Below are 24,424 nucleotides of genomic sequence, written 5' to 3' on the forward strand. Positions count from 1 at the left end.
TCAGTTGGTTAGAGCACCACCTTGACATGGTGGGGGTCGTTGGTTCGAGTCCAATTAAACGCACCATAATGCGTCTGTAGCTCAGTTGGTTAGAGCACCACCTTGACATGGTGGGGGTCGATGGTTCGAGTCCATTCAGACGCACCAATCTCGTTTCGTATCATTCCCTCTCAACATTAGCCTGCTGCATCGTGACCGGAAAACGCACGCCTTCTGCGCTTCCAGCCTGAACGTCATCGAACCCTGCCAGCGACAAAGCGAAACCCGATTATTCGCGACTATGAATAGCCTGCGCCATCGCCAGGGCATCCTCCCCTGCCGGCAACCGCGAAGGGGCTTGAGGATCGTTCACCATCCGCCAGACGGCCTGAGCCACATCGACAGCCTGCGTCACGCTGGCGTTATCCTGGATGCTGTCGAGGATCTGCTGGCCGAGCGGCGCATAGCTCTCCGGGAGCTGGCCCATCGTTCGACGCGCGTTTTCCCCGAAGCGGGTCTGGGGAGCGCGTCCCGGCAGGATCAAACCGACGCGAATATTAAAGGGCCGCAGCTCCAGCGCCAGCGACTCCGTGAAGGCATTCACCGCCGCTTTACTCGCGGTATAGACCGCCAGCAGGGGCATCGGCTGCAGGGTGACCGCCGAGGTGATATTAACGATCGTCCCGCTACGGCGCGCTCTGAACCGGGGAAGTACCGCCTGGGTCATGGCGATAGTCCCAAGCGTGTTGGTGGCAAACAGGTTCGCTATCGCCTCGTGCGACGCCCCCTCCAGGGCATTGAGCATCCCCACTCCGGCGTTATTGACCAGAACGTCAATCTCTCCGGCCTCGGCAATCGCCTCGGCGATACTCTGCGCTGAGGTGACGTCAAGACGCACCAGCCGCAGACGGTCGCTGGCCGGCAACAGATCCTCTCGCGGAACCCGCATCGTGGCGATAACCTTCCAGCCCTGTTCAAGAAAATAACGCGCCGTCTCCAGACCAAAACCCGATGAACAGCCGGTGATCATAATCGTTTGCATATCTCTGTCTCCGATTGGTTTCTTCCTTTTCATCATAGACAGCCCGCTCCGGACGATATAGGGTCAATAATCCATTATTCTTTAGCAGGAGTCCGGAAATGAGCGACCCGCTGGCGGAAATCATAGCGATGCTCAATCTCAGAGCGGTGCTGACCAAAACCATTGAGGGGGCGGGAGAATGGCGCGTTAAACGTTCAGACCAGGGAATGTCGTTCTACGGCGTGGTACTGGAAGGCGGCTGTCGGCTGGAAATAGACCAGCATGCGCCGCAGATCCTGCGCGCCGGGGATTTTATGTTGATCCCGGCGGCGTACCGCTTCGCGTTAACCAGCCTGACCCCGCCGCCTTCACCGGCGCTGGAGACCACCCCGGTGAAACTGGCGGCGGAACACTTTCGCCTGGGAGCTCTCGACCAGCCAGCGGAGATGCAGGCGCTGATTGGCCACTGCGTTGCCGATTCGGATAACGCCAGCCTGCTAACCTCCCTGCTGCCCGCCTTAGTGGTGGTTCGCGACCAGCCGCGGCTGGCCACCTTTGTCGGGCTGCTGAAAGAGGAAGCCCAGGCGGATCGCGCAGGCAAATCTTTCGTTCTGGCGCGGATGGTTGAGCTGCTGTTTATCGAGGCCATCCGATCCTGCGGAACGCTCGCCACCCCCGGTCTGATGCGCGGCCTGAGCGACCCGCGGGTCGCCCAGGCAATCCGCCTGCTGCATCAGGCCCCCGCCAGACGCTGGACCGTCAACGCCCTGGCCGCCGACTGCGCGCTGTCTCGCTCGACGTTGTTTGAACGCTTTACCGGCCTGACCGGAATGACCCCGATGGGCTATTTGTTGAGCTGGCGCATGACCCTGGCCATGCAGTGGCTGGGCGAGACGGGCATCAGCATAACGGATATCGCCGAGCGCCTCGGCTATGGCTCGACCAGCGCGTTCAGCGTGGCCTTTACCCGATATGCCGGGATATCGCCGGGCAAATATGCCCGCCAGCGGGCGGCGCAGTGCCCCCCCAGGCCCGCCATAAGTTAACCTGCCGCAATCGTCGTCTGCAGCCAGCGCTCAAACACCTGCAGCGCCGGCTCCCCCTCGCCGCCGCCGGGTTTGATCAGGCAAAAGCGCTTGGCCAGCGTCGGCAAGCCCGGCCATGGGGCGACCAGCGTCCCGCTGCGCAGTTCGCTCTCCACATACATCTTCGGCACCAGGGCCACGCCCTGCTGGCTGAGTACCGCAGCGATTGCCATCTCATGCAGATCATAGCGCGGCCCCTGCGCCGGGTTATCCAGCGCCAGACCGCACTCGCGGGCATAGTGCAGCCAGGCGTCCGGGTTTTGCCGCCGATGAATGCGCGGCAGCCGGTTCAGCAGCCCCGGGAGATCGTCATCCGTCAGCAGCGCGGCATGACAGACCGGCAGCAGATATTCCGCAAACAAAAACGTCACATCCATTCCGGTCCACGCCGGGTGATCAAAATGGATGGCCGCATCAAATCCGCTACCCGGCAGAATAAAGGGGTCGCTGCGGGCGGCGATATTGACCACGATATGCGGATGCTGCGCCGTGAACTGCCCGAGCCGGGGGATGAGCCAGCGGCTGGCGAAGGTGGGGAGCACGGCGATCTCGAGACTGCGGCCATCGGCGGGCATCCCGCTGACGTCGTGGGTTTCCCGCTCCAGCCTGCTGAGGATCTCGCGGACCTGTCTGGCATAGCGGGCGCCAGCCGGATTGAGCCGTACCCGGCTCCCGATCCTGTCAAAGAGTTTGCTGTCGAGGAGCGCTTCCAGACGGGCGATCTGCCGGCTGATGGCCCCTTCTGTTAACGCGAGCTCCGCCGCCGCGCGGGCAAAGTTGCCGTGGCGGGCGGCGGCCTCAAAGGCCAGTAGCGCAGCGCTGCTGGGGATTTTACGACGCATAGCCAATGCTCCTTGTGCGGGCCCATTGAAAGTCAGTGACATAATATCACTGAGTGATGAATAAACATCGTTTTTCAGCGCCATTATTGCCGGATAGGATGAAGAAAACTCACTAAAGCGCGTTATGCGCTGAATCATCTGTCTCTCGAGGTCACTATGCTCTATGTCGTCGAATGCGCCTACACCGACCCGCAAAGCGAAGCGGCGTGGAATACCTTTTACAATCGGGAAAAATTGCCGGCGCTGGTCTCGGTGCCCGGTTTTCATGCCTCCCAGCGCTTCTGCGCGTTCAGCGAGGGCTGCCCTCGCTACCTGGCCCTACACGATATCCGCGATGCCGCCGTCCTCGACAGCGACGCCTATCGCCGCAATGGTGGGGGTCATTTTGCCCGCTGGCAATCGGCGATCGCCGACTGGCATCGCCACCTCTATCTCACGACTCACGCGCTGCGGGAGGTGGCTCCTGACGAGGTGCTGCTGCTGAGCGATACCGCGGAAGCCCTGCCCGTCGCTGCGCCGATCGTCCTGCAGCCCGGGGGTCTGGCCACCCGGCATACCCGCTATGCCGCCATCGTCCCGCGTGACGACCTGCATCACCGGGTCACCTCTGCCGCGGTCTTTATCTATCAGCCCATTACCGCCAGGTTGCGTCACCCGGCGGAGCAAGCGTGAGGTCAACATGACACCAGCTCCCTTTTATACCCTGACAGCAGGCGACCTGACGATAAGCGCCATCAGTGATGGTCAGATGACAGCGCCGCTGACGCTACTCGCGGGGATCGCCCCTGAAGAGGCGGCGCGTCTGCAGCGCCAGGCCGGGTTAACCTCGCCAGAGGCCATCGAGATCGGCGCTTACCTGATCCGCAGACGCGGGCACACGGTGCTAGTGGATACCGGCACCGGCGGGGCCAACGGCGTCGGCGGCGCGCTTATAGCCAATCTGGCGCTGCTCGGCGTGCGCCCTGAGGAAATTGACACCATCCTTCTCACCCACGCGCACCCGGACCATATCGGCGGCCTGCTGACTGCCGCCGGTACACCGGCTTATCCCAACGCCATGGTGTTCCTACCCTCGCGGGAAAGCGCTTACTGGCTGGCGCCATCGACACTGGACAACGCCAGCGATCGTGGACAACGTAACGTGCTGCTCGTCCGCCGCATAATGGCGATCTGCGCGACGCAAATTCGTGATATTGATGAAGACGAGCGGGTAGCCGGGATCCGGCCATGTCCCCTGCCCGGGCATACGCCAGGGCATACCGGATATCGCCTTGAGGCGGGCGGAACGTCGCTGCTAATATGGGGGGATATCGTCCACTTTCCCTCGATCCAGAGCGCCCGGCCAGAGGTGTCGGTGGCATTTGACGTCGATCCTGACCAGGCCCGGCATACACGGGAAAGTCTGCTGCGCCAGGCCGCCCGCGAACGGTTGCTCATCGCCGGTATGCATCTTGGCCTGCCGGGTTTCGCCCGCGTGGAGAATACCGCCTCAGGCTACTGCCTGCGCCCGGTGTGACCTTCGCGGCGAACACCGATCACAGCGAAACCCCGGTCGTGACATTAACGCGACCGGGGCGTGGTGTCTGGGGAAGTGGACTAGCCGTTAACCGCGGCTCTTCCAGCCTTTTTTACTTTTGCAGCTGGCTTTGGTGGCGACCCATGGGTGACGCAGCTGGGTCAACTGAAGATCCTGAGAGGCCGGGCTGGCGGACCAGCGTTTGTTGCACAGAGGCTTACGAGTTGCAATGACCATAAAAACGCTCCTGAAAGTAATGAACAGTTCCCTGGGTAATTCCATAAGTTCAGAATCAGCTTATCACCGCTTAAACGTAGTTATTTCAATCTTTGTTTTGCTATGTAAATGGTGATTGCCACCTGAAAGGTATTAAATTGATCTAGATCAATGTAAGTGCGATTTTTTGATTTCGCCACCTATATTTTCAACCGTTTAACTTCGGCCGCCGCTTGATTAAGACTTTTCCTATACCACACAATCCAACAGAAGAGGGCAATATTATCAGATTTTTATTCTAGTTATGTATGCTAATGTGGTTAATTGTTTTGATTATTCTAGCTAATAAAATTCACTTGGTCAGACCGCCGCAGGCGGGTACTCTGCACCGGCAATACGGGGATTTGTCAGGGAGTGGTGGATGACTACAGGCTATAAACTACTTGGCTATAAGTTAGCGGATAATATTTTCTACTGCCTGCATCATCGGGAAATTATCGCGTTACGTGGGACGCGAACGCAGGTTCAGCTGCGCAGCACCATGGCTTGTTTACTGGAGTATTTGCTTGCACATGGCAGAGAACGTCTGGTCAGCGATGAAGAGTTAATGATTAACGTCTGGGAAAAAAATAATCTCCGTCCGTCCGCGCAGCGATTATGGCAGGTTATCCAGACCCTAAAATCTCGCTTAAACCAGGCGGGGGTCGAAAGCACGTTAATTGTCCGCGTTAAATGCGCAGGGTATTATATTAATCCTGTTTGCGTAGCCGAAATTTATTCCTTCAAACCGCCGGGTATGATGAATTATATAAACAACTCGCCTGCTGATATGAATAAGCTCCTGGTTCGCAACTAATCTCCTCTCCACGCCGTTTAGATCGCTTGCAACAGGGTTTATTCTTTGAATATTTTAATTCACAGCAATAATATTTATTTTAATATCGGCATCGCCCAGTGTTTCAGAGATATTCAGGAAACCCTGCCCGGTCTGAATATTATTCATTCACTGCCGCTCAGCCATCTGCCCGATCTGGCCGGGATGGATGTGATTATTTTAGCGCTGGAAAACTATCACGATTATCAGGCCGCTGCTGAATTAGCCCTGCGCTATCCCGGTCTGGTGGTCGGATTTACCTCCGCCAACAATGTGAGACGCGGGCGCGCCTTTTACGCGGATACCCTCCTGTGGGTCAGCCAGCGGGAAAGCGTTCACGAGATCGGCCGCCTTCTGCGCCGGCTGGCAGACCGTAGCCGCCCTTTCGCGCCGCGCCATCAGCGTCAGAGTCAGAGTCACTCCTCCCGGCTGCGAGCCCCACTTAATGACCTGGAGATGCAGATGATTCGTGGCGTGGTCGACGGACAGTCAATTAATCAGATGGCGGACGCGCTGGGGGTTAATCGCAAGCGGGTTTATAACGGACTGGAGCGGATCAAAATGAATTTTCGCCTCGTCAGCCATACCCATTTTCATCATTTTATGACCGCGGAGGCCACGTTTAGCCACCTCTGCGCCGATCACAGTTGCTATAGACCAGGAGTACGGCCAGCCCGGCAACGACGTGCCGCATCGCGACCGGCCGAAACTTATTCATATAATTTGAATGAGTTTCGCAAATTGTTTTGATTTTAACCACGAGGTATTGCGCGTATTCTTTATCACATCAGGGCGACAAGCCCTATATCAGACACCAGATTAAGGAATACGACCATGAAATTCATCAAAAATTTCGTTGCTGTTGCTGCACTGTCACTGTTCTCTTCCGTTAGCTTCGCCCAGAGCGTCAGCGCCACCGCCTCCACCCTGGACCGTGCTGAAGCCAAAATCGCCGCCCAGGCCGCTGAGCAGGGTGCGTCCTATAAAATCACCAGCGCCCAGTTTAATAATCGCGTCCATATGACGGCTGAGCTGAGCAAATAATCTCTTCGTTCTTTCGCAATGAAAAAAGCGCCGTCAAAAACGGCGCTTTTTTTTCGCCTCTTTCTCCGGGCAGTGATTTCCTGAGCGGCGCGCTGTGGCGTTCAGCCAATTCCGGGCCAATACTTACCGCATCCCCCGGAAAAGAGAACCCGATGATGAAAGCCTGGATCGTCAACAAACCCGGTTCACTGGACAATCTGCAGCTTGTCGATCTTGCCGACCCCGGCGCGCCGGCGGCAGGCGAGATCCGCGTAGCGCTCCACGCCACCTCCCTGAATTATCACGATTTGCTGGTAGCGACGGGGGTGATTCCAACCGCCGATCGGCGGATCCTGATGGCGGACGGCGCGGGGGTGGTCGAAGCGGTTGGCGCCGGAGTCAGCGAGTTTCAGCCAGGCGACCGGGTGGTGGCTGGCTTTTTCCCGCAGTGGCTGGATGGCCGTCCTGGCCCGCAGGTGAAGGACTTCAGCCAGACCCCGGGCGACGGCGCCGAGGGGTTTGCCTGCCAGTATGTGGTCAGACCGGCCAGCCATTTTACCCATGCGCCTGACGGATGGAGCTTCAGGGAAGCGGCGACTATCACCACCTCCGGCCTCACCGCCTGGCGCGCGCTGGTGGTGGAGGGGCGGCTAAAAGCGGGCGATACGGTGCTGACGCTCGGCACCGGCGGCGTGTCGATAACCGCCCTGCAGCTGGCGAAAAGCATGGGCGCGCAGGTCATCGTCACCTCCTCATCAGATGAAAAACTCGCCCGCGCACGCGCCCTGGGGGCTGACCATCTCATCAATTACCGCACCACCCCGGCGTGGGGTGCTACGGTGCAGGACATCACCGGTCATCGCGGGGCCGATATTATCCTCGAGCTCGGCGGACCGGGCACCCTGAGCCAGTCGTTCGAAGCCGTCCGTGTTGGCGGACACATCGCCCTCATCGGCGTCCTGACTGGCTTCGAAGGTCATGTGCCCACCCATCTGCTGATGAGTAAACAGGCCCGGTTGCAGGGGCTGGTGGTGGGTCATCGCCGGCAACAACAGGACTACGTCAACGCGCTGAACCTGCAGGCGTCGCGGCCGGTCATCGATAAAGTGTTTGATTTTGCGGCCTTACCAGACGCCTTCCGCTATCTGCAAAGCGGCGCCCATTTCGGCAAAATTTGCGTGGAGTGGTAGGGGTGAGGAGATGAGATGAACAGGGCCTCCGTGCCCTGGGAACGGCTTTATTCGAAAAAGACGTCCGGATTGTCCGACAGCGAAACAAAGGATTTCGTGTTTTTATCCAGCGCCTGAATCTCGCCGCTTTCAATGTCGTAGAACCAGCCGTGCAGGCGCAGGGTATGGTCGCGCAGGCCGACCGCCACCGACGGGTGGGTTTTGATGTTGTTCAGCTGAGCGATGACGTTTTCCTGCACCATGCCGTTGACCTTATCGGTTTCGCTGGCCCAGGTTTTCTTTTCCACCACCGCTTTTGCAGCATCAGCGTAGCGCAGCCAGTGAGACACCGCCGGCATCGGCTCCAGGCACTGGCAGGTGGCGATCGCTTTCATCGCCCCGCAGTTTGAGTGGCCGCAGATCACGATATCAGTCACGCCCAGCGCAACCACGGCATACTCAATGGTCGCGGATACACCGCCCGGCTCCGGCCCGAAAGACGGCACGATATTCCCGGCATTACGAATAACAAAGAGCTGTCCCGGCTCCTGCTGGGTAACCAGTTCCGGCACCAGACGGCTGTCAGAGCAGGAGATGAAAAGCGCTTTGGGATTCTGGCTGGAAGCCAGGCTGCGGAAGAGCTCTTTACGCTGGGGGAAGATCTCTTTCTGGAAGTTGAGGAAGCCCTCAATGATATGTTGCATAGCAGTGTCTCTTCTCTGTAGTTATTACGGTATGACAAAGATCACAGTTATTCAGTTTACCATTGCTGACAAGAATGGGAATCGTTATTCAAACAGTTGCGCAGAAAACGCGCGCCGCGGATGCCCATTCAGCCTCGCCTATTCCACAGGGTTTTCACGTGCTTTCCTGAGCCAGTTTGCTACTCTGTCTGCTCGTACCGTCCCCACGTTGCCGACCGCCTGACGGCGGCGAACACACCAGGAGTTGCTATGTTCTTATCCAGCCTGATGGCCATTGCCGCGGTGCTGATCATGGGCGTGATCAGTCCCGGCCCGAGCTTTATTTTTGTCGCGCGCAATGCGGTCGCCCGCTCGCGCCTGCATGGTCTGGTGACCGCCCTCGGCACCGGCGCCGGCGCCGCCATTTTTTCTATTATGGCGATGCTGGGCCTGCAGAAGGTGCTCACCGCGGTGCCAGAGCTGTTTATTGGCTTGAAAGTAGCGGGCGGGCTTTACCTGTTATGGCTGGGCTATAAGATTTTCCGCGGTTCGGCGCAGCCGATGGATTTTTCCGCCAGCGGTATGGCCGGCAACCGTTCGTTGCTGAAAACCTTCCGCGACGGGCTGTATACCCAGCTGAGCAATCCCAAAACCGCGCTGGTGTTTGCCTCGATTTTTACCGCCCTGCTGCCGACGCAGATCCCCACCGCGTTCTATTACATCGTGCCGCTGATGAGTTTTCTGATTGACGTCAGCTGGTATTCGCTGGTGGCGCTGGTGCTCTCCGCCGATCGCCCGCGTCGGGTCTACCTGCGGTTGAAGCGCCGAATCGATATCGCCACCGCGACGGTGCTGGGGGCGCTGGGCCTGCGGCTTATCGCCACCTCCCTCACCCGCTAGCGGCTACACGGTATGGATACGGATATCGTGTTGCTGAAAGGCAACGCGATATTCGCGACTAATATTCTCCTCCACCACCAGCACATCGATATCGCTGCTCGCGGCCACCACGAACCGCGCCACCGCCGGAATTTTATCCGAGGTCAGGCCGATGATAATTTCGCTGCACTGCTTAATCACCGCTTTCTTAAACTCGCAGTCGGCATAGTCAAAGCCGGTCAGGCCTGACTCTGGCGCCATGGCGCAGCCGCCGATAAACCCCTGGTCGAATAACATCCCCTGCACCTGAGCCACCGCCGCGGCCCCAACGCAGCCCCCGCTTGCCCGCTGTACCTGGCCGCCGAGCATCACCACGTCGTAGAGCGGCTTTTTCACCAGCACCGCGGCGATCTCCGGAGAGTTCGTCACCACCGTCAGCGCCAGCTCGGCGGGCAGCGCCTCGGCCATCGCCAGATTGGTGGTGCCGGTATCAATGAAAATAGTGCCGCCGGGTTTCACCAGCCGGGCGCACTGCTGCGCGATCCTGAGTTTTGTTGCTCGGTTTTTATCTTTCCGTTCACTGTAGTCTCCCGCTTCCGGCAGGCTCAACACCGCCCCGCCGTAGACTTTTTTACAGACGCCTTCGCGGCTAAGCTCATGCAGATCGCGGCGGATAGTATGCTCAGACACCTGAAGACGCGCCGCCAGATCCGCACACACCACCCTGCCGTTTTCCTGCAGGATCTGGCAAATCAGCGCTTGTCGCTGTTGGGGAAAAGCAGCATAATCGAGCAAAGCAACTCCTTAAATAATCATAAACGAGCAACAGTAAGCATGATCGTCTGCCCTGCTGTGATTGTCAATGTTCCTGCCCGGAGGTTTACCATGAAAATTGCCCATTTCGCTCTGTGGACCCAACAGCTTGAGGCTCAGGCCCGCTTCTGGGTCGAGTTCTTTGCCGCCAGTATCAATGAAAAATACCTCAGCCAGACCAACCCCGGATTTGCCTCCTATTTTGTCACCATCGACGACGAAGTAGTGATCGAGCTGATGACCAAGCCTGGCCTGCAGCAGGCCAGCGCGGATAATAACCATACCGGCTGGGCGCATCTGGCCCTCTCGGTGGGCGGCGCAGAACAGGTCGATGCCCTTGCCCAACGCGCCGGAGCGGCGGGAATACTGGTTTCACCCCCGCGCACCACCGGCGACGGCTATTATGAGGCGGTGATCGCCGATCCCGATGGCAACCTGATTGAAATCGTCGCATAGTCAGTAGACCGCCAGCTATAAGGAGGCATCCATGGCACGTTACCGGATCATCGACACCGCGGCCTGGCCCCGCCGGGACCATTTCACCTTTTACCGACAATTTGCCAACCCCAGCTTTAATCTCTGCGTTCCGATAGAGGCGCAGCGCCTGTATGAATGTGCGAAGGACCGGCGGGTCTCATTTTTTCAGCTCGCGCTCTATGCCCTGCTGCGCGCGGCCAACGGGGTGCCGCAGCTCCGACAGCGTGTGCGCGATGGCGAGGTGATTGAATATCACAGCCTGGCGGTCATGACGCCGGTGATGACCGTCGAGGAGGGCTTCCGCCAGGTATGGTGCGACAACGCTGCCGAGTTTACCGCCTTCAGCGCCGCGGCAACGCCGAAGATCGTCGCGGCAAGAGAGACATCGCCGGCGCCGCTCATCGTCGATGGCGAACATTTTATCTGCGCCAGCTGTCTGCCGTGGCTCCACTTTACCTCGATGACCCATGCGGAATACGCGGTGGGCGCCGCGGTTCCTGCGCTCACCTGGGGGAAACTGCAGAACGGCGTGATCCCGGTGGCCGGGCGATTTAACCATGCCTTCGTCGATGGTCTCCATGCCAGCCGCTTTTATGCCCTCGTCGAAGCGGGGTTTCGTGACCCCGAGCGGCTCTGGCAGCCGCTAACCGCGACCGCCCCCTCACTGCTTCCCCCTACGGCGAAGGATCGCTGAGAACTCGCCACACTCACCGCCGGGCAGTCTTCCCTCTGTCCGGAGGTCGCTTTTCCCTAACTGTCGCCTTTGCAACAGGCAGCGCAAAAGCGCGCTGCATTTGCAGCAGTCCGCTCCGTCAGCAGACATAGCCACCCCGCTAAATATCGCCAACCTGCCTTCCTCTCTCGCTGGCACGTGTTTTGCTTACTCATACATATAACCCATGGGCATTATGAATAATTTATTTATCCAATTTACGCATAAGCTATTCACTGAATAAGAGAGAAGATGATGTCAGCCAGTTCACCCGCTCTGCCTTACACCCAGTCCTCGCCGCAGGCGCATATTATTGCCAGCGATGCGGAAGCCCTCGCCATCGCCGATGAGATTGCCGCCGTGCTCAAACCCGGCGCCGCCGAGCGCGACCGCACGGGTATCGTCCCGGTGGAGATCGTCAACACCTACTCCAACAGCGGGCTGTGGGGTATTACGGTGCCGCGCCGCTTTGGCGGCGCCGAGGTCTCGGCCGCGACCCTGGCGCAGGTCATTGCCATTCTTTCCGCGGCCGATCCATCGTTAGGTCAGATTCCCCAGAACCACTATTGCCTGCTGGAAGATATTCGTCTGCAGGGCAGCGACGACCAGCAGGCGTTCTTTTTCGCCCAGGTACTGCAAGGCTATCGCTTCGCCAATGCCCTGTCGGAAACCGGGGGGAAAACGGTCCTCGATATTCGTACCCGTATCGTGCAAGGCGCCGAGGGGCTGCGGATCACTGGCCGTAAAGGCTATTGCACCGGATCACTGTATGCCCACTGGATTGGCATTCTGGCGCTGGATGCTGACGATCGCGCCCAGCTCGCCTTTGTGCCACAGAACAGCCCGGGGCTGACGGTGGTCGATGACTGGGCGTGCCTCGGTCAGCGAACTACCGCCAGCGGCACCGTACTGGCCGATAATCTTCCGGTCAATCCCTTCCACCTTTTCCCAACGTGGAAGTCCTACGCCAGCCCGACCCTTGCCGGCCCCTTCGCCCAGTTGACCACCGCGGCGATAGACGCCGGTATCGCCCGCGCGGCGCTGGACGATACCGTGGCGTTCGTGCGCAACAGCGCCCGACCGTGGATCGACGCCGGTGTGGCGCGAGCCAGTGACGACCCGCTGACTATCTACCATATCGGTCAGCTGGATAGCCGTCTTGCCGCTGCCGACGCACTGCTGGAGCGGGCCGGACGGGTGCTCGACCGCTATAAAAATGACCTCAGTGAGGAACATGTCGCCGAGGCATCGCTGGCCGTCGCCCGCGCCAAAATCTGGACCACTGAAGTGGCGCTGGAGGCCGCCAGCCGCCTGTTTGAGCTGGGGGGCACGCGGGCTACCGGTGAGTCGCTCAACCTCGACCGCCACTGGCGCAATGCCCGGGTGCACACCCTGCACGACCCGGTACGCTGGAAGTATCAGCTGCTCGGAAACTGGGTACTGAATGGTATTCGTCCGCAACGACATGACTGGAACTGATATGACGAGTCTGCTGGCATTTTTCGCACAAATCGACTGGAGCGATGTGGCCCAGGCCGCCCTCGATACCCTCACCATGCTGGCCTGGTCGCTGGGCTGGACCGTGCTGCTGGGCCTTCCGCTGGGGATCGTACTCTATCTCACCGGCGAGCCGCGTTTGCTGTACGCCCCGCGTCTTTACCGCCTGTTGTCATTGTGCGTCAACGTGCTGCGCTCCCTGCCGTTCATCATTTTACTCATTGTCATGATCCCGTTGACCACGTTGCTGTCCGGCACCTCGCTGGGGGTGGAAGGAACCATTCCGCCGCTGGTCGCCGGCTGCGCCCCGTTCTTCGCCCGGCTGGTGGAAACCGCTCTGCGCGAGGTGGAGCACGGCCTGGTGGAGGCCAGCTGGTCGATGGGCGGCAGCACCTGGCAGCTTATCTGGCACACGCTGTTACCGGAGTCGCGGGCCGGGCTGATCGCCGCTGTGACCGTGACGGCCATTTTGCTGGTCGACTACACCTCGATGGCGGGGGTGATTGGCGGCGGTGGGCTGGGCGATCTGGCCATTCGTTTTGGTTATCAGCGCTTTCAGACTGACGTGATGGTGGTCACCGTCCTGATGCTGATTGCGCTGGTACAGCTTCTGCAAATGAGCGGCGACCGCCTGGTGCGCTACGTCAGCCGCAAATAACTTACCTTTCCAGGTTTCAGGAATCATTATCATGAAAAAATCCATTATCGCCGCCGGACTTCTGGCCTTCTTCTCCACCACAGCAATGGCTAACGAGACGCTGATCGTCGGCGCCACGCCGGTACCGCATGCGGAAATCCTGGAGTTTGTGAAGCCCGTGTTGGCAAAGGAAGGCGTCGATTTACAGATCAAAGTATTTAACGATTTTATACAGCCCAATCAGCAGCTGGCGGAGAAACACCTCGACGCTAACTACTACCAGTACCGTCCGTTTCTCGATAACTACAACCAGACCCGGCATACCAACCTTATTCCGGTGGTCGGGGTGCATATCGAACCTTTCGGCGCCTACTCCAGCAAATACACGAGTCTCACCGCGGTGCCGGACGGGGCGACGATCGCCATTCCTAACGATCCGGTGAACACCGGACGCGCGCTGGTGATGTTAAGCAACGCCGGGCTGATTACCCTCAAGGATCCGCACAATCCGCAATCGGCAACGAAGGACATCACCAGCAACCCGCATCACTTTAAAATCCGCGAACTGGAGGGCGCCATGCTGGCGCGGGCGGTGAAGCAGGTCGACCTCGCCTTTATCTTTGCCAACTATGCGCTGGAGGCCGGTATCGACACCGATAAAGCGTTGCTGGTGGAAAAAGGCAGCGATCTGTACGTCGAATATCTGGTGGCGCGTCCGGACAATATTCAGGACCCGGGCATTCAGAAACTGGCGCAAGCGCTGCATTCGGACGCCGTTCGTCAGTTCATTCTGACGCGTTATCAGGGCAAAATTTTACCCGGATTTTAATCACCGCGGGCAGCGGCGACAGCCGCTGCCCGGGCAAACGGAGCGCATCATCGTGACGCATATCCCCGCCCCACCGATCCATATTGAGTTTGCTGGTATCAGCAAAGCCTATCCTAACGGCGTGCAGGCGCTACAGGACATTGACCTGACCATCCGTCAGGGCGAAATTTTCGGCATCATCGGCCGCAGCGGAGCCGGAAAATCCACCCTGCTGCGCCTGTTTAATCGCCTGGAAAGTGCCGATAGCGGCGAGATGTTCATCCACGGCGAGTCGACCGTTTGCCACTCCCCGCGCCAGCTGCGCGACCTGCGTCGGCGGGTGGCGATGATTTTTCAGCACTTTAACCTGATGGCCACCAAAACCGTGGCGCAGAATATCGCGCTGCCGCTGAAGATGGCTGGCATCCCGGCCGGCGAACGTCAGCGGCGGGTTACGGAAATGCTTGAGCTGGTGGGCCTCAGCGCCCTGCGCGACAGCTACCCTGCCCGCCTTTCCGGCGGCCAGAAACAGCGAACCGGCATCGCCCGGGCGCTGGTCACTCAACCGGAAATTCTGCTGTGTGATGAGGCAACTTCGGCGCTGGATCCGGAAAACACCTTGTCGGTGTTAACCCTGCTGAAGGAGATTAACCAGCGCCTGGGGCTGACTATCGTGCTGATCACTCACGAAATGGAGGTTATTCGCACCCTCTGCGATCGGGTCAGCGTGCTCGAAGGCGGACGCATTGTCGAACAGGGGGAGGTCTGGCGCGTGTTTGGCAACCCGCAGCATCCGGTGACGCGCGCTATGCTCGGCCTGCAGCACCCCGATCGCCCGGAGGCCGGGCCATCGCTGCGCGACGGCGAGCAGATCGTGACCTTACGGTTTGACGGCAGCAGCGGTCGCGAACCCAATCTGCAGCATATCGCCAGCCTGCTGGGGGGCGACGCCCGCCTGCTGTACAGCAACTGCGAGCGTATCCAGGGCCGGGTCATCGGCCAGCTGCAGGTCCGGCTGAGCGGGCCGCTGGCCGCCAGCGCGCTGGTGCAGGATGGCTGGGTCGCGGACAGCATTTTGACCCACCCTCTTCAGGCAGCGGAAACCACTGCGCCATAGCCATAGAATGGAATTATATTGCCGATCCTTTGCTAAGGATAATTGGTTATAAATCATAGCGTTTCAGTGTTAGACAGGGCGAAGTGCGCCTCTTATCTTTTGTCATGAATTGTAAATCACCACGCAATCACTTGATGAGGTAGCACTTTTGTCCAGATTACAACAAGGATTAAAAACCCAAAAAACCCGCTTCGCCCTGGCGCTAAAAGTGGCCCTGCTCGGCGGCGTGGTAGCATTTTCTTCTGCTGTCTTTGCTGAGGGTCTCCTGAAAGAAGGCATCACCCCGGCCACTGACGCCAGTCAGATCCCGGCCAGCGCCAAGCTGCGCAAAGACACGGTGGTGGCCGGGATCTCCGAGCCGCAGGGGATCTTTAATCCCTACTTTTTCGTCAACGGCTGGGATGAGAACGTCACTAACGTCATTTTTTCACGCCTGATCGACTGGGACAGCCAGGGCAAGCTGGTCCCGGGGCTGGCGGAGAGCTGGACGGTCAGCCCGGACAGTAAAGTCTATACCATTAAATTGCGACCTGGTCTGACCTTCAGCGATGGTTCACCGCTGACGGCGGAAGATGTCGCCTTTACCCTGACGGTCCTGCTCGACCCCAAATATGATGGCGATACCGACATCACCCTGGCCAATATCGCTGGCGGCGCAGAATACAAAGCCGGCAAGGCTGACAGCGTCAGCGGCCTGAAGGTCATCGACCCGCTCACTCTTCAGGTGACCACCACCCAGCCAGGCGCCACCACGCTGGCCAAAATTGGCGGGCCAGTGCTGTCGAAAGCCTGGTACGGCAAAGGATATCAACGGGGACATCTCGACTATCTGCGCTCACTGCACGGCAAGCCGCTGGGCAACGGCCCTTACGTGTACGATACCTATATTCCCGGTCAGGAAATTCGTTTCCATGCCAATAGCCATTTTTACCGTGGGACGCCGCCAACGCCGCGCTTTATCTATCGCGTGACCAATCCGTCGACCAACTTCCAGTTGTTCCAGACCGGGGAGACCGACTACGACGCCTTTACCTCGCGTCCTGACGATATCGAACAGCTGAAGATGCTCGGCTTCGCCAACATTAATCTTTACGGCTCCAGCGACTACAGCCAGGTGGAATTCAACGTTCATCGTCCGGCGCTGCAGGATAAACGGGTGCGCCAGGCGCTGATTTACGGCCTGGACCGGCAGAAGCTGATCGACGTGGTCTATCAGGGGTACGGCAAAGTCGCCATCGAGCCGATCGCCCCGATCTCCTGGGCCTTTAACGCAGAAGGCGTCAATCCTTACCATTACGATCCGGCGCAGGCGAAAAAGCTGCTGGATGAGGCCGGCTGGAAAGCTGGCGCCGACGGTATCCGCGTCAAAGAGGGCCAACGCCTGGAGCTAACCCTACTGGTGAGCAAGAAGGTGCTCAACGATGCGTTGATCCCCATCGCCAAGGAGAACTGGCGGCAGATCGGCGTGCTGCTTAAACCGCAGGTGGTGGATTTCAACGCTCTGATGGCGCAGCGCAAAGCCGGAAATTACGATCTCGCCTCGTTCAGCACCAGCACTCTCAACGACCCGCACGACGGGGTATGGGATTTCTACAGCAGCGAAGCTAAAGAGTCCGGCTACCACAACGCGGAGGTCGATAAGCTGATTAACGCTGGCAACGCGGTGCTCGACATCGAAAAGCGCAAGCCGATCTATCACCAGCTGTATAAAGTGCTGGCCGACGATCCGCCGGTGATCCTGCTCGGCTATCGCAACATCCTTTCCGCCAGCAGCGCCCGCGTCACCGGCTTTAAACCGGATATCTACAACGGCCTGACCGGCAGCCTGCCGGATGTGAAAATCGTTAAGTAAATCCCCTGGCCGCCGGGTTAACCGGCGGCTGATGCGAGATCGTCATGAAAAATTTCATCCTGAGGCGCCTGCTGCAAACGCTGCCGATGCTACTGCTGGCCTCGTTCATTATTTTTATGCTGTTTGCCAAAACCCCCGGCGACTTTATCGATGGCAATGTTACCCTGACCGCCGCCCGCGCTGCGGAGCTGAAGGCGATCTATGGCCTCGACCAGCCGCTGTTCACCCGCTATCTCCACTGGCTGGGACAGCTGCTGCGAGGCGATTTAGGCTTTTCGCTGCAGTATCAGATCCCGGTCAGCCAGCTGCTCAACCAGTACATCTGGAACTCTTTTCTGCTGGCCAGCGTCGCGCTGGTCTTTTACTGGGGCATTGGCCTGGCGGTCGGCGTGGTGTCGGCCCTGCGACCTGGCTCCTGGTTTGATCATCTGGTGAGCGTCGCGGTGTTTGCCGCCATATCATTCCCCACCTTTTTCCTCTGCCTGTTGCTGATTAAATGGTTTGCCGTCGATCTCCACTGGCTGCCGGTAGGCGGGATGACCAATACCGGCAGCGACGAAAGCGGCTGGCAGTATGTGCTGCAAGTGGCTGCCCACCTGGCGCTGCCGGTGCTGGCGCTGGTGATGCTGCAGGCGGGCAGCCTGACACGCTATGTGCGCGCCAGTATGCTCGACGTGGTGAAAATGGATTTTATCCGTACCGCCCGCGCCAAGGGGTTACATGAGCGCACGGTGATCCTTAAACATGCGTTGCGCAACGCCCTGCTGCCGATCATCACCCTGCTGGGCTTTGAGCTGCCGGGGCTGTTCTCCGGGGCGATCATTACCGAAAAGGTATTCAACTGGCCGGGGGCAGGCCACATCCATATCGACTCGCTGGCCGCCCGCGACTATCCGGTGCTGATGGGGTTTACTCTGTTTCTGGCGGTGCTGACGATAGTCGGTAATTTGCTCGCCGACGTGCTGTACGCCTGGGCCGATCCACGTATTCGGGTGAGGTCATGATGATCCTGTCTTACTTTGCTTCCCGTCGCCGCCAGCGGCAGGCGGCTATCCCGGCGCTGGCGCACATTACCCCCTCTCCCTGGCGCCAGGGATGGCGACAGCTGCGCCGTAACCGGCTGGCTATGTTCTGCCTGATCCTGCTGGCCGTAATGGCGGTGTGGTGCGTGCTGGGGCACGTCTGGTCGCCGTGGAAAGATGATGCCACCGACGCCCTGAGCATCAACCAACCGCCCGGCGCGGAACACTGGCTGGGGACCGATTTCCTTGGTCGCGATGTCTACACCCGCCTGCTGCTGGCCGGCCGCATCTCGCTGATTATCGGCCTGCTGACCATGGTGATGTCGGTATTCCTCGGCTATCTGCTCGGCGCCCTCTCGGGTTATGTCGGTGGGTTAACCGACAGAGTGATCATGCGCGTGGCCGACCTGGTGATGACCATCCCTGGATTGCCGCTGTTGATTGTTGCCGGGGCGATGCTTTCCGAGCTCGATTTTTCCCCGGACTCGCGCATCTATATGGTGGTGGTAATGCTCAGCCTGCTGGAGTGGCCCCGACTGGCGCGGCTGGTGCGCGGGCAATGTCTCTCCCTGCGCGAACGCGATTTTATGCTGGCCACCCAAGTACTGGGCCTGTCGGCGCGTCGCCGGCTGTTTGGCCACCTGCTGCCGAATACCATTCCGATTCTGGTGGTGATGGCGACCATGGCTGTCGCCAACGCCATTCTCAGCGAATCCGCGCTGAGCTATCTCGGCCTCGGCGTGGTGCCGCCAACGCCGTCGTGGGGCAATATGATGGATGCCGCCAATAGCCTGATCGATTTCCAGCGCCGTCCCTGGCTGTGGATGCCGCCTGGGATCGCCATCTTTCTCACCGTGATCGCCATTAACGTGCTGGGCGATGGCCTGCGCGACGCCATGGATCCCAATATGAAACCGAGGCTGAAATGACCCTACCGTTAGTCTCTTTTAATCATCTCTCCGTCTCTTTCGCTGGCGAACGTCATCGCGTGCGCGCGGTGCAGGACGTCTCTTTCACGATTCAGGCCGGGCAAACCGTTGGCGTGGTGGGCGAGTCCGGCTGCGGCAAAAGCGTCACCGCCATGGCGCTGATGGGCCTCCTGCCGTCGCAGGCAGCGCGCATCGACGGCGGCGAAATTCGTTTCGCGGACCGCGATCTGCTGCGGCTGAACCCCAGACAGATGGCCGACCTGCGCGGCCACCAGCTGGCCATGATCTTTCAGGAACCGATGTCGGCCCTGAACCCGGTGTTGACCATCGGCGAACAGCTGTGCGAACCAGCGATCCGCCACCTCGGCGCCACGCCGAAAGCCGCCTGGCAGCTGGCTACCCGGCTGCTAAGCGAGGTCGGCCTGGCGCGCGGCGACAGCCTGATGGCCAGCTACCCCCACCAGCTATCCGGCGGCATGCTGCAGCGGGTGATGATCGCCATGGCGCTGAGCTGTCAGCCCAAACTGCTGATTGCCGACGAACCGACCACCGCGCTGGACGTCACCGTGCAGGCGCAAATCCTGCGCCTGCTGCGGGATCGGGCGCGGGCCAGCCAGATGGCGATGATGCTGATTACCCACGACCTGGGGGTGATCGCGCAGATGGCCGAACAGGTGGTGGTGATGTATGCCGGAAGGATCGTGGAACAGGGCGCCACGGCGGAGGTGCTACGCCATCCGCAGCACCCTTATACGCGGGGGCTCATCGCTTCCCGCCCGGTGCCGGGCGAGCGGCGTCGGCGACTGTACTCGATTCCCGGTCAGGTGCCGGATCTGGCCGCCCTGCCGGCGGGCTGCGCTTTTGCCGGGCGCTGCGAACGGGCGACGCCGCGCTGCCGGGAGGCGATTCCGCCGCTGCTCGGCGAGCGCCAGCGGGCCGCCTGCTTTTATAGCGAATTTGCGGAGGCGACAGCATGAGCGATCGCTATGTTATTGAAGTGGATGGATTGAAGAAGTATTTTCCGCTGCGCGACGGCCTCTTTGGCCAGCAGACCGGCGAGCTTCGCGCGGTGGACGGCGTCAGCTTTAACATCCGTCCGGGCACTATTTTTGGCCTGGTGGGTGAGTCCGGCAGCGGCAAAACCACCGTCGGCCGAACCCTGCTTGGCCTGTACGAGAAGAGCGCCGGCAGCGTGAAATTTCACGGTCAGGAGCTGGCCGACCTGCCCCGGCCTGCCCTGCGCGCCATACGGCCGAGGATGCAGCTGGTATTTCAGGATCCCTACAGCTCGCTGAACCCGCGGCTGCGTATTGGCGAGGCGATAGGCGAAGCCATGCTGCAGCACAAGCTCTGCACCCGCGATGAGCTCTATGACCGGGTGATCGACGTGATGAAGATCTGCGGCCTGGCGCCGGAACACTACGCCCGCTTTCCGCATCAGTTTTCGGGCGGCCAGCGCCAGCGGATCGGTATTGCCCGGGCGCTGATCCTCAACCCGGATTTTATCGTCGCCGATGAGCCCATCTCGGCCCTCGATGTGTCGATTCAGGCGCAGATCATCAATTTGTTTTCCGACCTGCGCGACGACCGCGGCGTCACGTTTCTGTTTATCTCCCACGACCTCGGGGTGGTGGAGCATTTATGTGACGATGTGGCGGTAATGTATCTCGGGCAACTGGTGGAAAGCGCCAGCCGCGATGCGCTGTTCAGCCGCCCCCTCCATCCCTACACCCGCGCTCTGCTAGCCGCGGTGCCGACCCTCGACCCGCACAGCGAACCGCAGGCGCTGGTGCAAGGCGAGATCCCGGATCCGACCAATCCTCCCGCCGGCTGCCGCTTTTCATCTCGCTGCCCGCAGGCCGGCGATCGGTGCCGCAGAGAAGCTCCGGCGCTGCGCGAGGTGGCCCCTGGCCATCGAGTGGCCTGCCATTGGGTCGCGTCCTGAGCGCGGCCGACGGGGGTTATTTATTTCTAAACAACCGGTCGATTGTGCGCAGCGGCGCCAGGATTTACTATCCGCTCCGTCTTGTGAGACGCGTTATGAATGAAGCGTAATATTTTTGTTCATTTTTGCCCGATGGCTTCGGGCATTTTTTTGCGACACGCCCGGGAGCGATCCTGCCGGCGACAAATTTAGCGGGGCGCGGTCGCCCGTCTGTCAAAACGCAGCAATGGAATTGCTCGTCCGCGTCCCGCTATCCCTTAATGACCTTCCCGTGAAATCCCGGAAAAAATAAGACTCTATGAGATTGCCTGAGGCATAGCGTTATCTTATTTTTTAAGCGTGTACTCCACATTAAGGAAGCAAGATCATGCTTAAGCGTCGCACTATTAAAACAGCACTGGCGGCGGTTATTTCTCTCGCCGTCATGGCGGCACCGGCCTATGCCAACCCGGGTAACGGTAATGGCAATGGCGGCGGAAATCACGGGAACAGTGGTAACCATGGCAATAGCGGCAATCATGGTAACAGCGGTAACAGCGGCGACCATGGTAATAAAGGACAAAATAAAGGTCAGTCCACCGCCGATCATGGCAACCGCAAAAACTACGGCAAGCCCGACCACGTCGACAGCGATATTAGCTTCTCACGGGCGCGCTCCCTGGCCGTGAACTACGGTCTGGTCGGCTATCAGGCGCTGCCTCCGGGTATCGCCAAAAATGTCGCCCGCGGCAAACCGCTCCCTCCGGGTATCGCGAAAAAGACCCTGCCAGCTTCTATGATTAACGATCTGCCCTATTATCCGGGCTATGAATGGCGGGCGGTCGGCGATGACCTGGTGCTGGTAGCGCTGAGCACTGCCATTGTCACCGCCGTGATTAACGGTGTGTTTGACTAACTCACCTGCTTATTGAAAAGCCTCGCCCCGGCGAGGCTTTTTTGTGCCTGGCGCTCGAGAGTGACAACTCACTGGCATCATCGCTAAGATAATGGCTCAACCAACCCGGGACCGACTATGGACAAAGACACTGTAGTGACGCTGTTGAAGTACAAGCGCTGGATTGACCTTGCCACCTTACAGGCGATCCGCACGATAGACGGAACAGTACATGGCGAAAAACGCCACCTGACCCTCAGGCTGATGAACCATATCCATGTCGTTGACATGATTTTCCGGGCGAATCTTCGCGGCATGACGCACGGTTACACCGCGCTGAATACCCCCGAGACGCCAACCATTGATGAGCTGGAAACGGCAATGACCGCCTGTACGGATGAATACATTCAGTACGTCAGCGCCATGACCCCCGCTGATTTCCACGAACGTATCGCCTTCAAATTTGTCGACGGCGGCGACGGCAATATGACCGCGATGGAGATGTTGAACCACATGCTCTTTCACGGCGCCTATCACCGCGGCGCGGTAGGCTGGATGATTGGCGAATGCGGCGGCGTGCCGCCGAAAGATGTGCTGACCGTTTTCCTGCGCGACCATCATTCCTGAATCTTATCCCGTGACGTTTCCCTCGGGGAACGTCCTCGTGGCGAATGATGCCGTTCTGTCCGTCGCCGTAACGGCTTGCTAATCGCTCCCGAGCGATGCTGCTGCGGCTAATTCGAATCGTGCCGGGTATGATGAAGGCTGCAGAGGTAATGCGTCAGGTTCATCCAGCCTCCCCAGAGGGATGAGCCCGTCAACGTAACCATGAGCCTGATAAAAAATGGCCAGATTGCCCCAGGGTAAAAAGACCATGATATCGCCCTTGCTGGCTGCTGACCCTACAGGCGAATCCGCCGTCGACAGCCGGGCGGGTAAATCGCCTATCTTTTCCTCTCCTGCATAGTCGCTGAGCTGCAACGTTAATGGTAACAATCCAGCGAATTCGCGGCTGGCCTGACTACCGTTCAGGGTCGCGGTGAGCACGTTATCATTGATAGTAATCTTTAACTTCATCCTTCACTCCCTGCTAATGATTGAGGTCATTAAAATTGATGCGCGGAACAGGTAAACCGCTTCCCGGCGGCGAGCATCTCCTTCTCACCCTGCCCCGCCAGGACTACCTTTACCCGGTGAGGCGTGCTATTAGCTGACGCTGATCGTCAGGCAGTTGGCTACCGCTGATATCCTGAAAAACCAGCGGCGGGAGCCATGCCCTGCCGGCACCACGGTTCGCGACGGGTCCGCAAGGGATCAGCCCGTTCTGATAGCGCGGCTGTCCGCTCCGGGATAGTCCCTCAGAATGTCGATAATCACTCGCAGCGCACTGGACACGTTCCGGTGCGGATAATAGATATGAAACCCAGGAAAGGTGTGACTGTAATTCTCCAGAACCGGTATCAGCCGACCGCTTGCCAGTTCGTCCTGCATCAGATCCGCCGCTTCATAGGCCAGCCCCACTCCCAGCGTCGCGGCTTTAATGACTGTGCCGGCATCGCTGAACACCCATCCTCCGGCGGGGTTATGTCGATATAACCGATCGCCATCATGCATCTCCCATCCCCATGGTGAACCGTCGGACATGCGGTAGCCAATACAGGGATACTTATCGAGTTCGCGGGGATGTGCGGGGATCCCATGCTGGCGAAGAAAATTGGGGCTACCGACAACCCGCATCGGCACATCGGGGCCAATACGCACGGAAACCATATCCTCGTTGACCATGCTGCCGTAGCGAACCCCGGCATCATATCGCTCCTTCACAATGTCAACAAAGGTATTATTTTCAATAAGCTCCAGCGCGATATCTGGGTATGCATCCCGTAACGACTGCAGTCGCGGTAGCAACACTTGCTCGATGGCCTGCCTGCTGCCGTTAATGCGCACGGTTCCTACAGGTTTCTCCCGAAGCTGATTCAGCAGCATCCAGCCATTTTCCAGTTGACCGAACCCCTGATCGAGCGAACGCAGTAGTTTTTCCCCGGCCGAGGTGAGCGCGACCTTGCGGGTACTTCTCACCAGTAACTGCAGATTAATACTTTTCTCCAGCATGCTGATGCTGCGGCTGATACTCGACTGGGCAAGCCCCAGCCTGGCCGCGGCACGGGTAAATCCCCCCTCTTTAGCCACATGATAAAAAAGATAGAGATGATGCAAATCCTCACGACGAAAAATATCCACCCTGCCTCCTGCGTCTGGTCGGTCTCAAGGATTCTATTTATAACATGGACACATTAATGAAGTGCGGTTTTGCCTGCTAATCAGAACGGTTTTGGTTCTCTACTATAAGCGCCATCAACACTCACACCGAACGGGACATCCTGGCCTGTCCTTTACACCATTCAGGAGTATTTATGGCTACTTTTTCTCATCGAACGCTGCGCACGGGAATGA

The 24,424-nt window shown here is 59.0% G+C and carries 28 protein-coding genes and 1 tRNA gene; 22 read left to right on the forward strand and 7 right to left on the reverse strand.

The window, feature by feature from the left end; translation table 11 throughout:
- Positions 1 to 70 precede the first annotated feature (70 nt).
- A tRNA-Val gene (locus ABLU50_RS09040) sits at positions 71 to 147 on the forward strand.
- A 121-nt stretch (positions 148 to 268) separates the two neighbouring features.
- On the opposite strand, the gene ABLU50_RS09045 is transcribed toward ABLU50_RS09040, so the two are convergent.
- Positions 269 to 1,021 (reverse strand): SDR family oxidoreductase, encoded by a 753-nt coding sequence (locus ABLU50_RS09045; RefSeq protein WP_004202898.1) that lies wholly within the window; start codon positions 1,019 to 1,021, stop codon positions 269 to 271.
- Positions 1,022 to 1,119: 98 nt separating this feature from the next.
- On the opposite strand from ABLU50_RS09045, the gene ABLU50_RS09050 reads away from it, so the two are divergent.
- Complete coding sequence (locus ABLU50_RS09050) at positions 1,120 to 2,046, forward strand: AraC family transcriptional regulator (protein ID WP_348864676.1); 927 nt, start codon at positions 1,120 to 1,122, stop codon at positions 2,044 to 2,046.
- On the opposite strand, the gene ABLU50_RS09055 is transcribed toward ABLU50_RS09050, so the two are convergent.
- A complete protein-coding gene (locus tag ABLU50_RS09055) occupies positions 2,043 to 2,927 on the reverse strand; it encodes a LysR substrate-binding domain-containing protein (RefSeq protein WP_032456178.1) in 885 nt (294 codons plus the stop codon). The two genes, ABLU50_RS09050 and ABLU50_RS09055, sit on opposite strands and share 4 nt — an antisense overlap.
- A 156-nt stretch (positions 2,928 to 3,083) precedes the next feature.
- On the opposite strand from ABLU50_RS09055, the gene ABLU50_RS09060 reads away from it, so the two are divergent.
- Together ABLU50_RS09060 and ABLU50_RS09065 are read left to right on the forward strand one after the other, a co-directional pair.
- Complete coding sequence (locus tag ABLU50_RS09060) at positions 3,084 to 3,599, forward strand: hypothetical protein (RefSeq protein ID WP_048294980.1); 516 nt, start codon at positions 3,084 to 3,086, stop codon at positions 3,597 to 3,599.
- Positions 3,600 to 3,606: 7 nt separating this feature from the next.
- Positions 3,607 to 4,443 (forward strand): MBL fold metallo-hydrolase, encoded by an 837-nt coding sequence (locus tag ABLU50_RS09065; RefSeq protein ID WP_087833007.1) that lies wholly within the window; start codon positions 3,607 to 3,609, stop codon positions 4,441 to 4,443.
- A gap of 87 nt (positions 4,444 to 4,530) precedes the next feature.
- Here the strand turns inward: ABLU50_RS09065 and ABLU50_RS09070 are convergent, their stop codons facing one another.
- Positions 4,531 to 4,680: a hypothetical protein gene (locus ABLU50_RS09070; RefSeq protein WP_002907802.1), complete on the reverse strand. Its 150-nt coding sequence runs from the start codon at positions 4,678 to 4,680 to the stop codon at positions 4,531 to 4,533.
- Between the two features lie 400 nt (positions 4,681 to 5,080).
- On the opposite strand from ABLU50_RS09070, the gene ABLU50_RS09075 reads away from it, so the two are divergent.
- From ABLU50_RS09075 to ABLU50_RS09090, 4 genes are all read left to right on the forward strand, one after another.
- A complete protein-coding gene (locus tag ABLU50_RS09075; protein WP_049115443.1) occupies positions 5,081 to 5,515 on the forward strand; it encodes a winged helix-turn-helix domain-containing protein in 435 nt (144 codons plus the stop codon).
- 45 nt (positions 5,516 to 5,560) lie between these two features.
- Positions 5,561 to 6,283, forward strand: a complete 723-nt coding sequence (locus ABLU50_RS09080; RefSeq protein WP_087833006.1) for a hypothetical protein — start codon at positions 5,561 to 5,563, stop codon at positions 6,281 to 6,283.
- 84 nt (positions 6,284 to 6,367) lie between these two features.
- Positions 6,368 to 6,577 carry a YdgH/BhsA/McbA-like domain containing protein gene (locus ABLU50_RS09085; protein WP_087833005.1) on the forward strand — a complete coding sequence of 70 codons (210 nt, stop codon included), beginning with the start codon at positions 6,368 to 6,370 and terminating at the stop codon, positions 6,575 to 6,577.
- A 152-nt stretch (positions 6,578 to 6,729) separates the two neighbouring features.
- Positions 6,730 to 7,746 (forward strand): NAD(P)-dependent alcohol dehydrogenase, encoded by a 1,017-nt coding sequence (locus ABLU50_RS09090; protein ID WP_023318447.1) that lies wholly within the window; start codon positions 6,730 to 6,732, stop codon positions 7,744 to 7,746.
- A gap of 47 nt (positions 7,747 to 7,793) precedes the next feature.
- Here the strand turns inward: ABLU50_RS09090 and ABLU50_RS09095 are convergent, their stop codons facing one another.
- Positions 7,794 to 8,429, reverse strand: coding sequence for a carbonic anhydrase (locus ABLU50_RS09095; protein WP_004202911.1), 636 nt, complete (start codon positions 8,427 to 8,429; stop codon positions 7,794 to 7,796).
- Positions 8,430 to 8,678: 249 nt separating this feature from the next.
- On the opposite strand from ABLU50_RS09095, the gene ABLU50_RS09100 reads away from it, so the two are divergent.
- Entirely contained in the window at positions 8,679 to 9,308 is a 630-nt protein-coding gene (locus ABLU50_RS09100; RefSeq protein WP_004202913.1) for a LysE family transporter, read from the forward strand.
- A gap of 3 nt (positions 9,309 to 9,311) precedes the next feature.
- Here ABLU50_RS09100 and ABLU50_RS09105 read toward each other — a convergent pair whose 3' ends face one another.
- Positions 9,312 to 10,082, reverse strand: coding sequence for a DeoR/GlpR family DNA-binding transcription regulator (locus ABLU50_RS09105; protein WP_004202915.1), 771 nt, complete (start codon positions 10,080 to 10,082; stop codon positions 9,312 to 9,314).
- 90 nt (positions 10,083 to 10,172) lie between these two features.
- Here ABLU50_RS09105 and ABLU50_RS09110 point away from each other — a divergent pair, with 90 nt between their 5' ends.
- The 13 genes from ABLU50_RS09110 (at position 10,173) to ABLU50_RS09170 (ending at position 22,597) form a co-directional block, all read left to right on the forward strand.
- Entirely contained in the window at positions 10,173 to 10,556 is a 384-nt protein-coding gene (locus ABLU50_RS09110; RefSeq protein WP_004202917.1) for a VOC family protein, read from the forward strand.
- 31 nt (positions 10,557 to 10,587) lie between these two features.
- The gene (locus ABLU50_RS09115; protein ID WP_053810294.1) at positions 10,588 to 11,271 is read left to right on the forward strand and encodes a CatA-like O-acetyltransferase, family 1; all 684 of its coding nucleotides are present in this window, start codon (positions 10,588 to 10,590) and stop codon (positions 11,269 to 11,271) included.
- 270 nt (positions 11,272 to 11,541) lie between these two features.
- Complete coding sequence (locus ABLU50_RS09120; protein ID WP_023318450.1) at positions 11,542 to 12,768, forward strand: SfnB family sulfur acquisition oxidoreductase; 1,227 nt, start codon at positions 11,542 to 11,544, stop codon at positions 12,766 to 12,768.
- 1 nt (position 12,769) lies between these two features.
- Positions 12,770 to 13,444, forward strand: coding sequence for a methionine ABC transporter permease (locus ABLU50_RS09125; protein WP_087833004.1), 675 nt, complete (start codon positions 12,770 to 12,772; stop codon positions 13,442 to 13,444).
- A 31-nt stretch (positions 13,445 to 13,475) separates the two neighbouring features.
- On the forward strand, positions 13,476 to 14,252 hold the full coding sequence (locus tag ABLU50_RS09130; RefSeq protein WP_087833003.1) for a MetQ/NlpA family ABC transporter substrate-binding protein: 777 nt from the start codon (positions 13,476 to 13,478) through the stop codon (positions 14,250 to 14,252).
- A gap of 52 nt (positions 14,253 to 14,304) precedes the next feature.
- Positions 14,305 to 15,348 (forward strand): methionine ABC transporter ATP-binding protein, encoded by a 1,044-nt coding sequence (locus ABLU50_RS09135; protein WP_087833002.1) that lies wholly within the window; start codon positions 14,305 to 14,307, stop codon positions 15,346 to 15,348.
- A gap of 148 nt (positions 15,349 to 15,496) precedes the next feature.
- A complete protein-coding gene (locus ABLU50_RS09140; RefSeq protein WP_004202925.1) occupies positions 15,497 to 17,200 on the forward strand; it encodes an ABC transporter substrate-binding protein in 1,704 nt (567 codons plus the stop codon).
- Positions 17,201 to 17,244: 44 nt separating this feature from the next.
- Positions 17,245 to 18,204: an ABC transporter permease gene (locus ABLU50_RS09145; RefSeq protein WP_087833001.1), complete on the forward strand. Its 960-nt coding sequence runs from the start codon at positions 17,245 to 17,247 to the stop codon at positions 18,202 to 18,204.
- Entirely contained in the window at positions 18,201 to 19,151 is a 951-nt protein-coding gene (gene opp4C / locus ABLU50_RS09150) for an oligopeptide ABC transporter permease (protein WP_323084157.1), read from the forward strand. Before ABLU50_RS09145 ends, opp4C begins: the two co-directional genes overlap by 4 nt.
- Positions 19,148 to 20,128, forward strand: coding sequence for an ABC transporter ATP-binding protein (locus ABLU50_RS09155; RefSeq protein ID WP_023318454.1), 981 nt, complete (start codon positions 19,148 to 19,150; stop codon positions 20,126 to 20,128). The genes opp4C and ABLU50_RS09155 overlap by 4 nt, the downstream gene beginning before the upstream one ends.
- Entirely contained in the window at positions 20,125 to 21,096 is a 972-nt protein-coding gene (locus tag ABLU50_RS09160; protein ID WP_087833000.1) for an oligopeptide/dipeptide ABC transporter ATP-binding protein, read from the forward strand. Before ABLU50_RS09155 ends, ABLU50_RS09160 begins: the two co-directional genes overlap by 4 nt.
- Positions 21,097 to 21,463: 367 nt before the next feature.
- Positions 21,464 to 21,991: an anti-virulence regulator CigR family protein gene (locus ABLU50_RS09165; RefSeq protein ID WP_023318456.1), complete on the forward strand. Its 528-nt coding sequence runs from the start codon at positions 21,464 to 21,466 to the stop codon at positions 21,989 to 21,991.
- 117 nt (positions 21,992 to 22,108) lie between these two features.
- Positions 22,109 to 22,597 (forward strand): DinB family protein, encoded by a 489-nt coding sequence (locus tag ABLU50_RS09170; RefSeq protein WP_004202936.1) that lies wholly within the window; start codon positions 22,109 to 22,111, stop codon positions 22,595 to 22,597.
- Positions 22,598 to 22,675: 78 nt separating this feature from the next.
- Here ABLU50_RS09170 and ABLU50_RS09175 read toward each other — a convergent pair whose 3' ends face one another.
- Positions 22,676 to 23,047, reverse strand: a complete 372-nt coding sequence (locus ABLU50_RS09175; RefSeq protein ID WP_017899547.1) for a cyclophilin-like fold protein — start codon at positions 23,045 to 23,047, stop codon at positions 22,676 to 22,678.
- A gap of 237 nt (positions 23,048 to 23,284) precedes the next feature.
- Positions 23,285 to 24,205: a LysR family transcriptional regulator gene (locus ABLU50_RS09180; protein WP_227523417.1), complete on the reverse strand. Its 921-nt coding sequence runs from the start codon at positions 24,203 to 24,205 to the stop codon at positions 23,285 to 23,287.
- Positions 24,206 to 24,424: the final 219 nt, after the last annotated feature.

The organism is Klebsiella sp. GG_Kp173, from assembly GCF_040062415.1.
In the GTDB taxonomy this organism is placed as follows: domain Bacteria; phylum Pseudomonadota; class Gammaproteobacteria; order Enterobacterales; family Enterobacteriaceae; genus Klebsiella; species Klebsiella quasipneumoniae.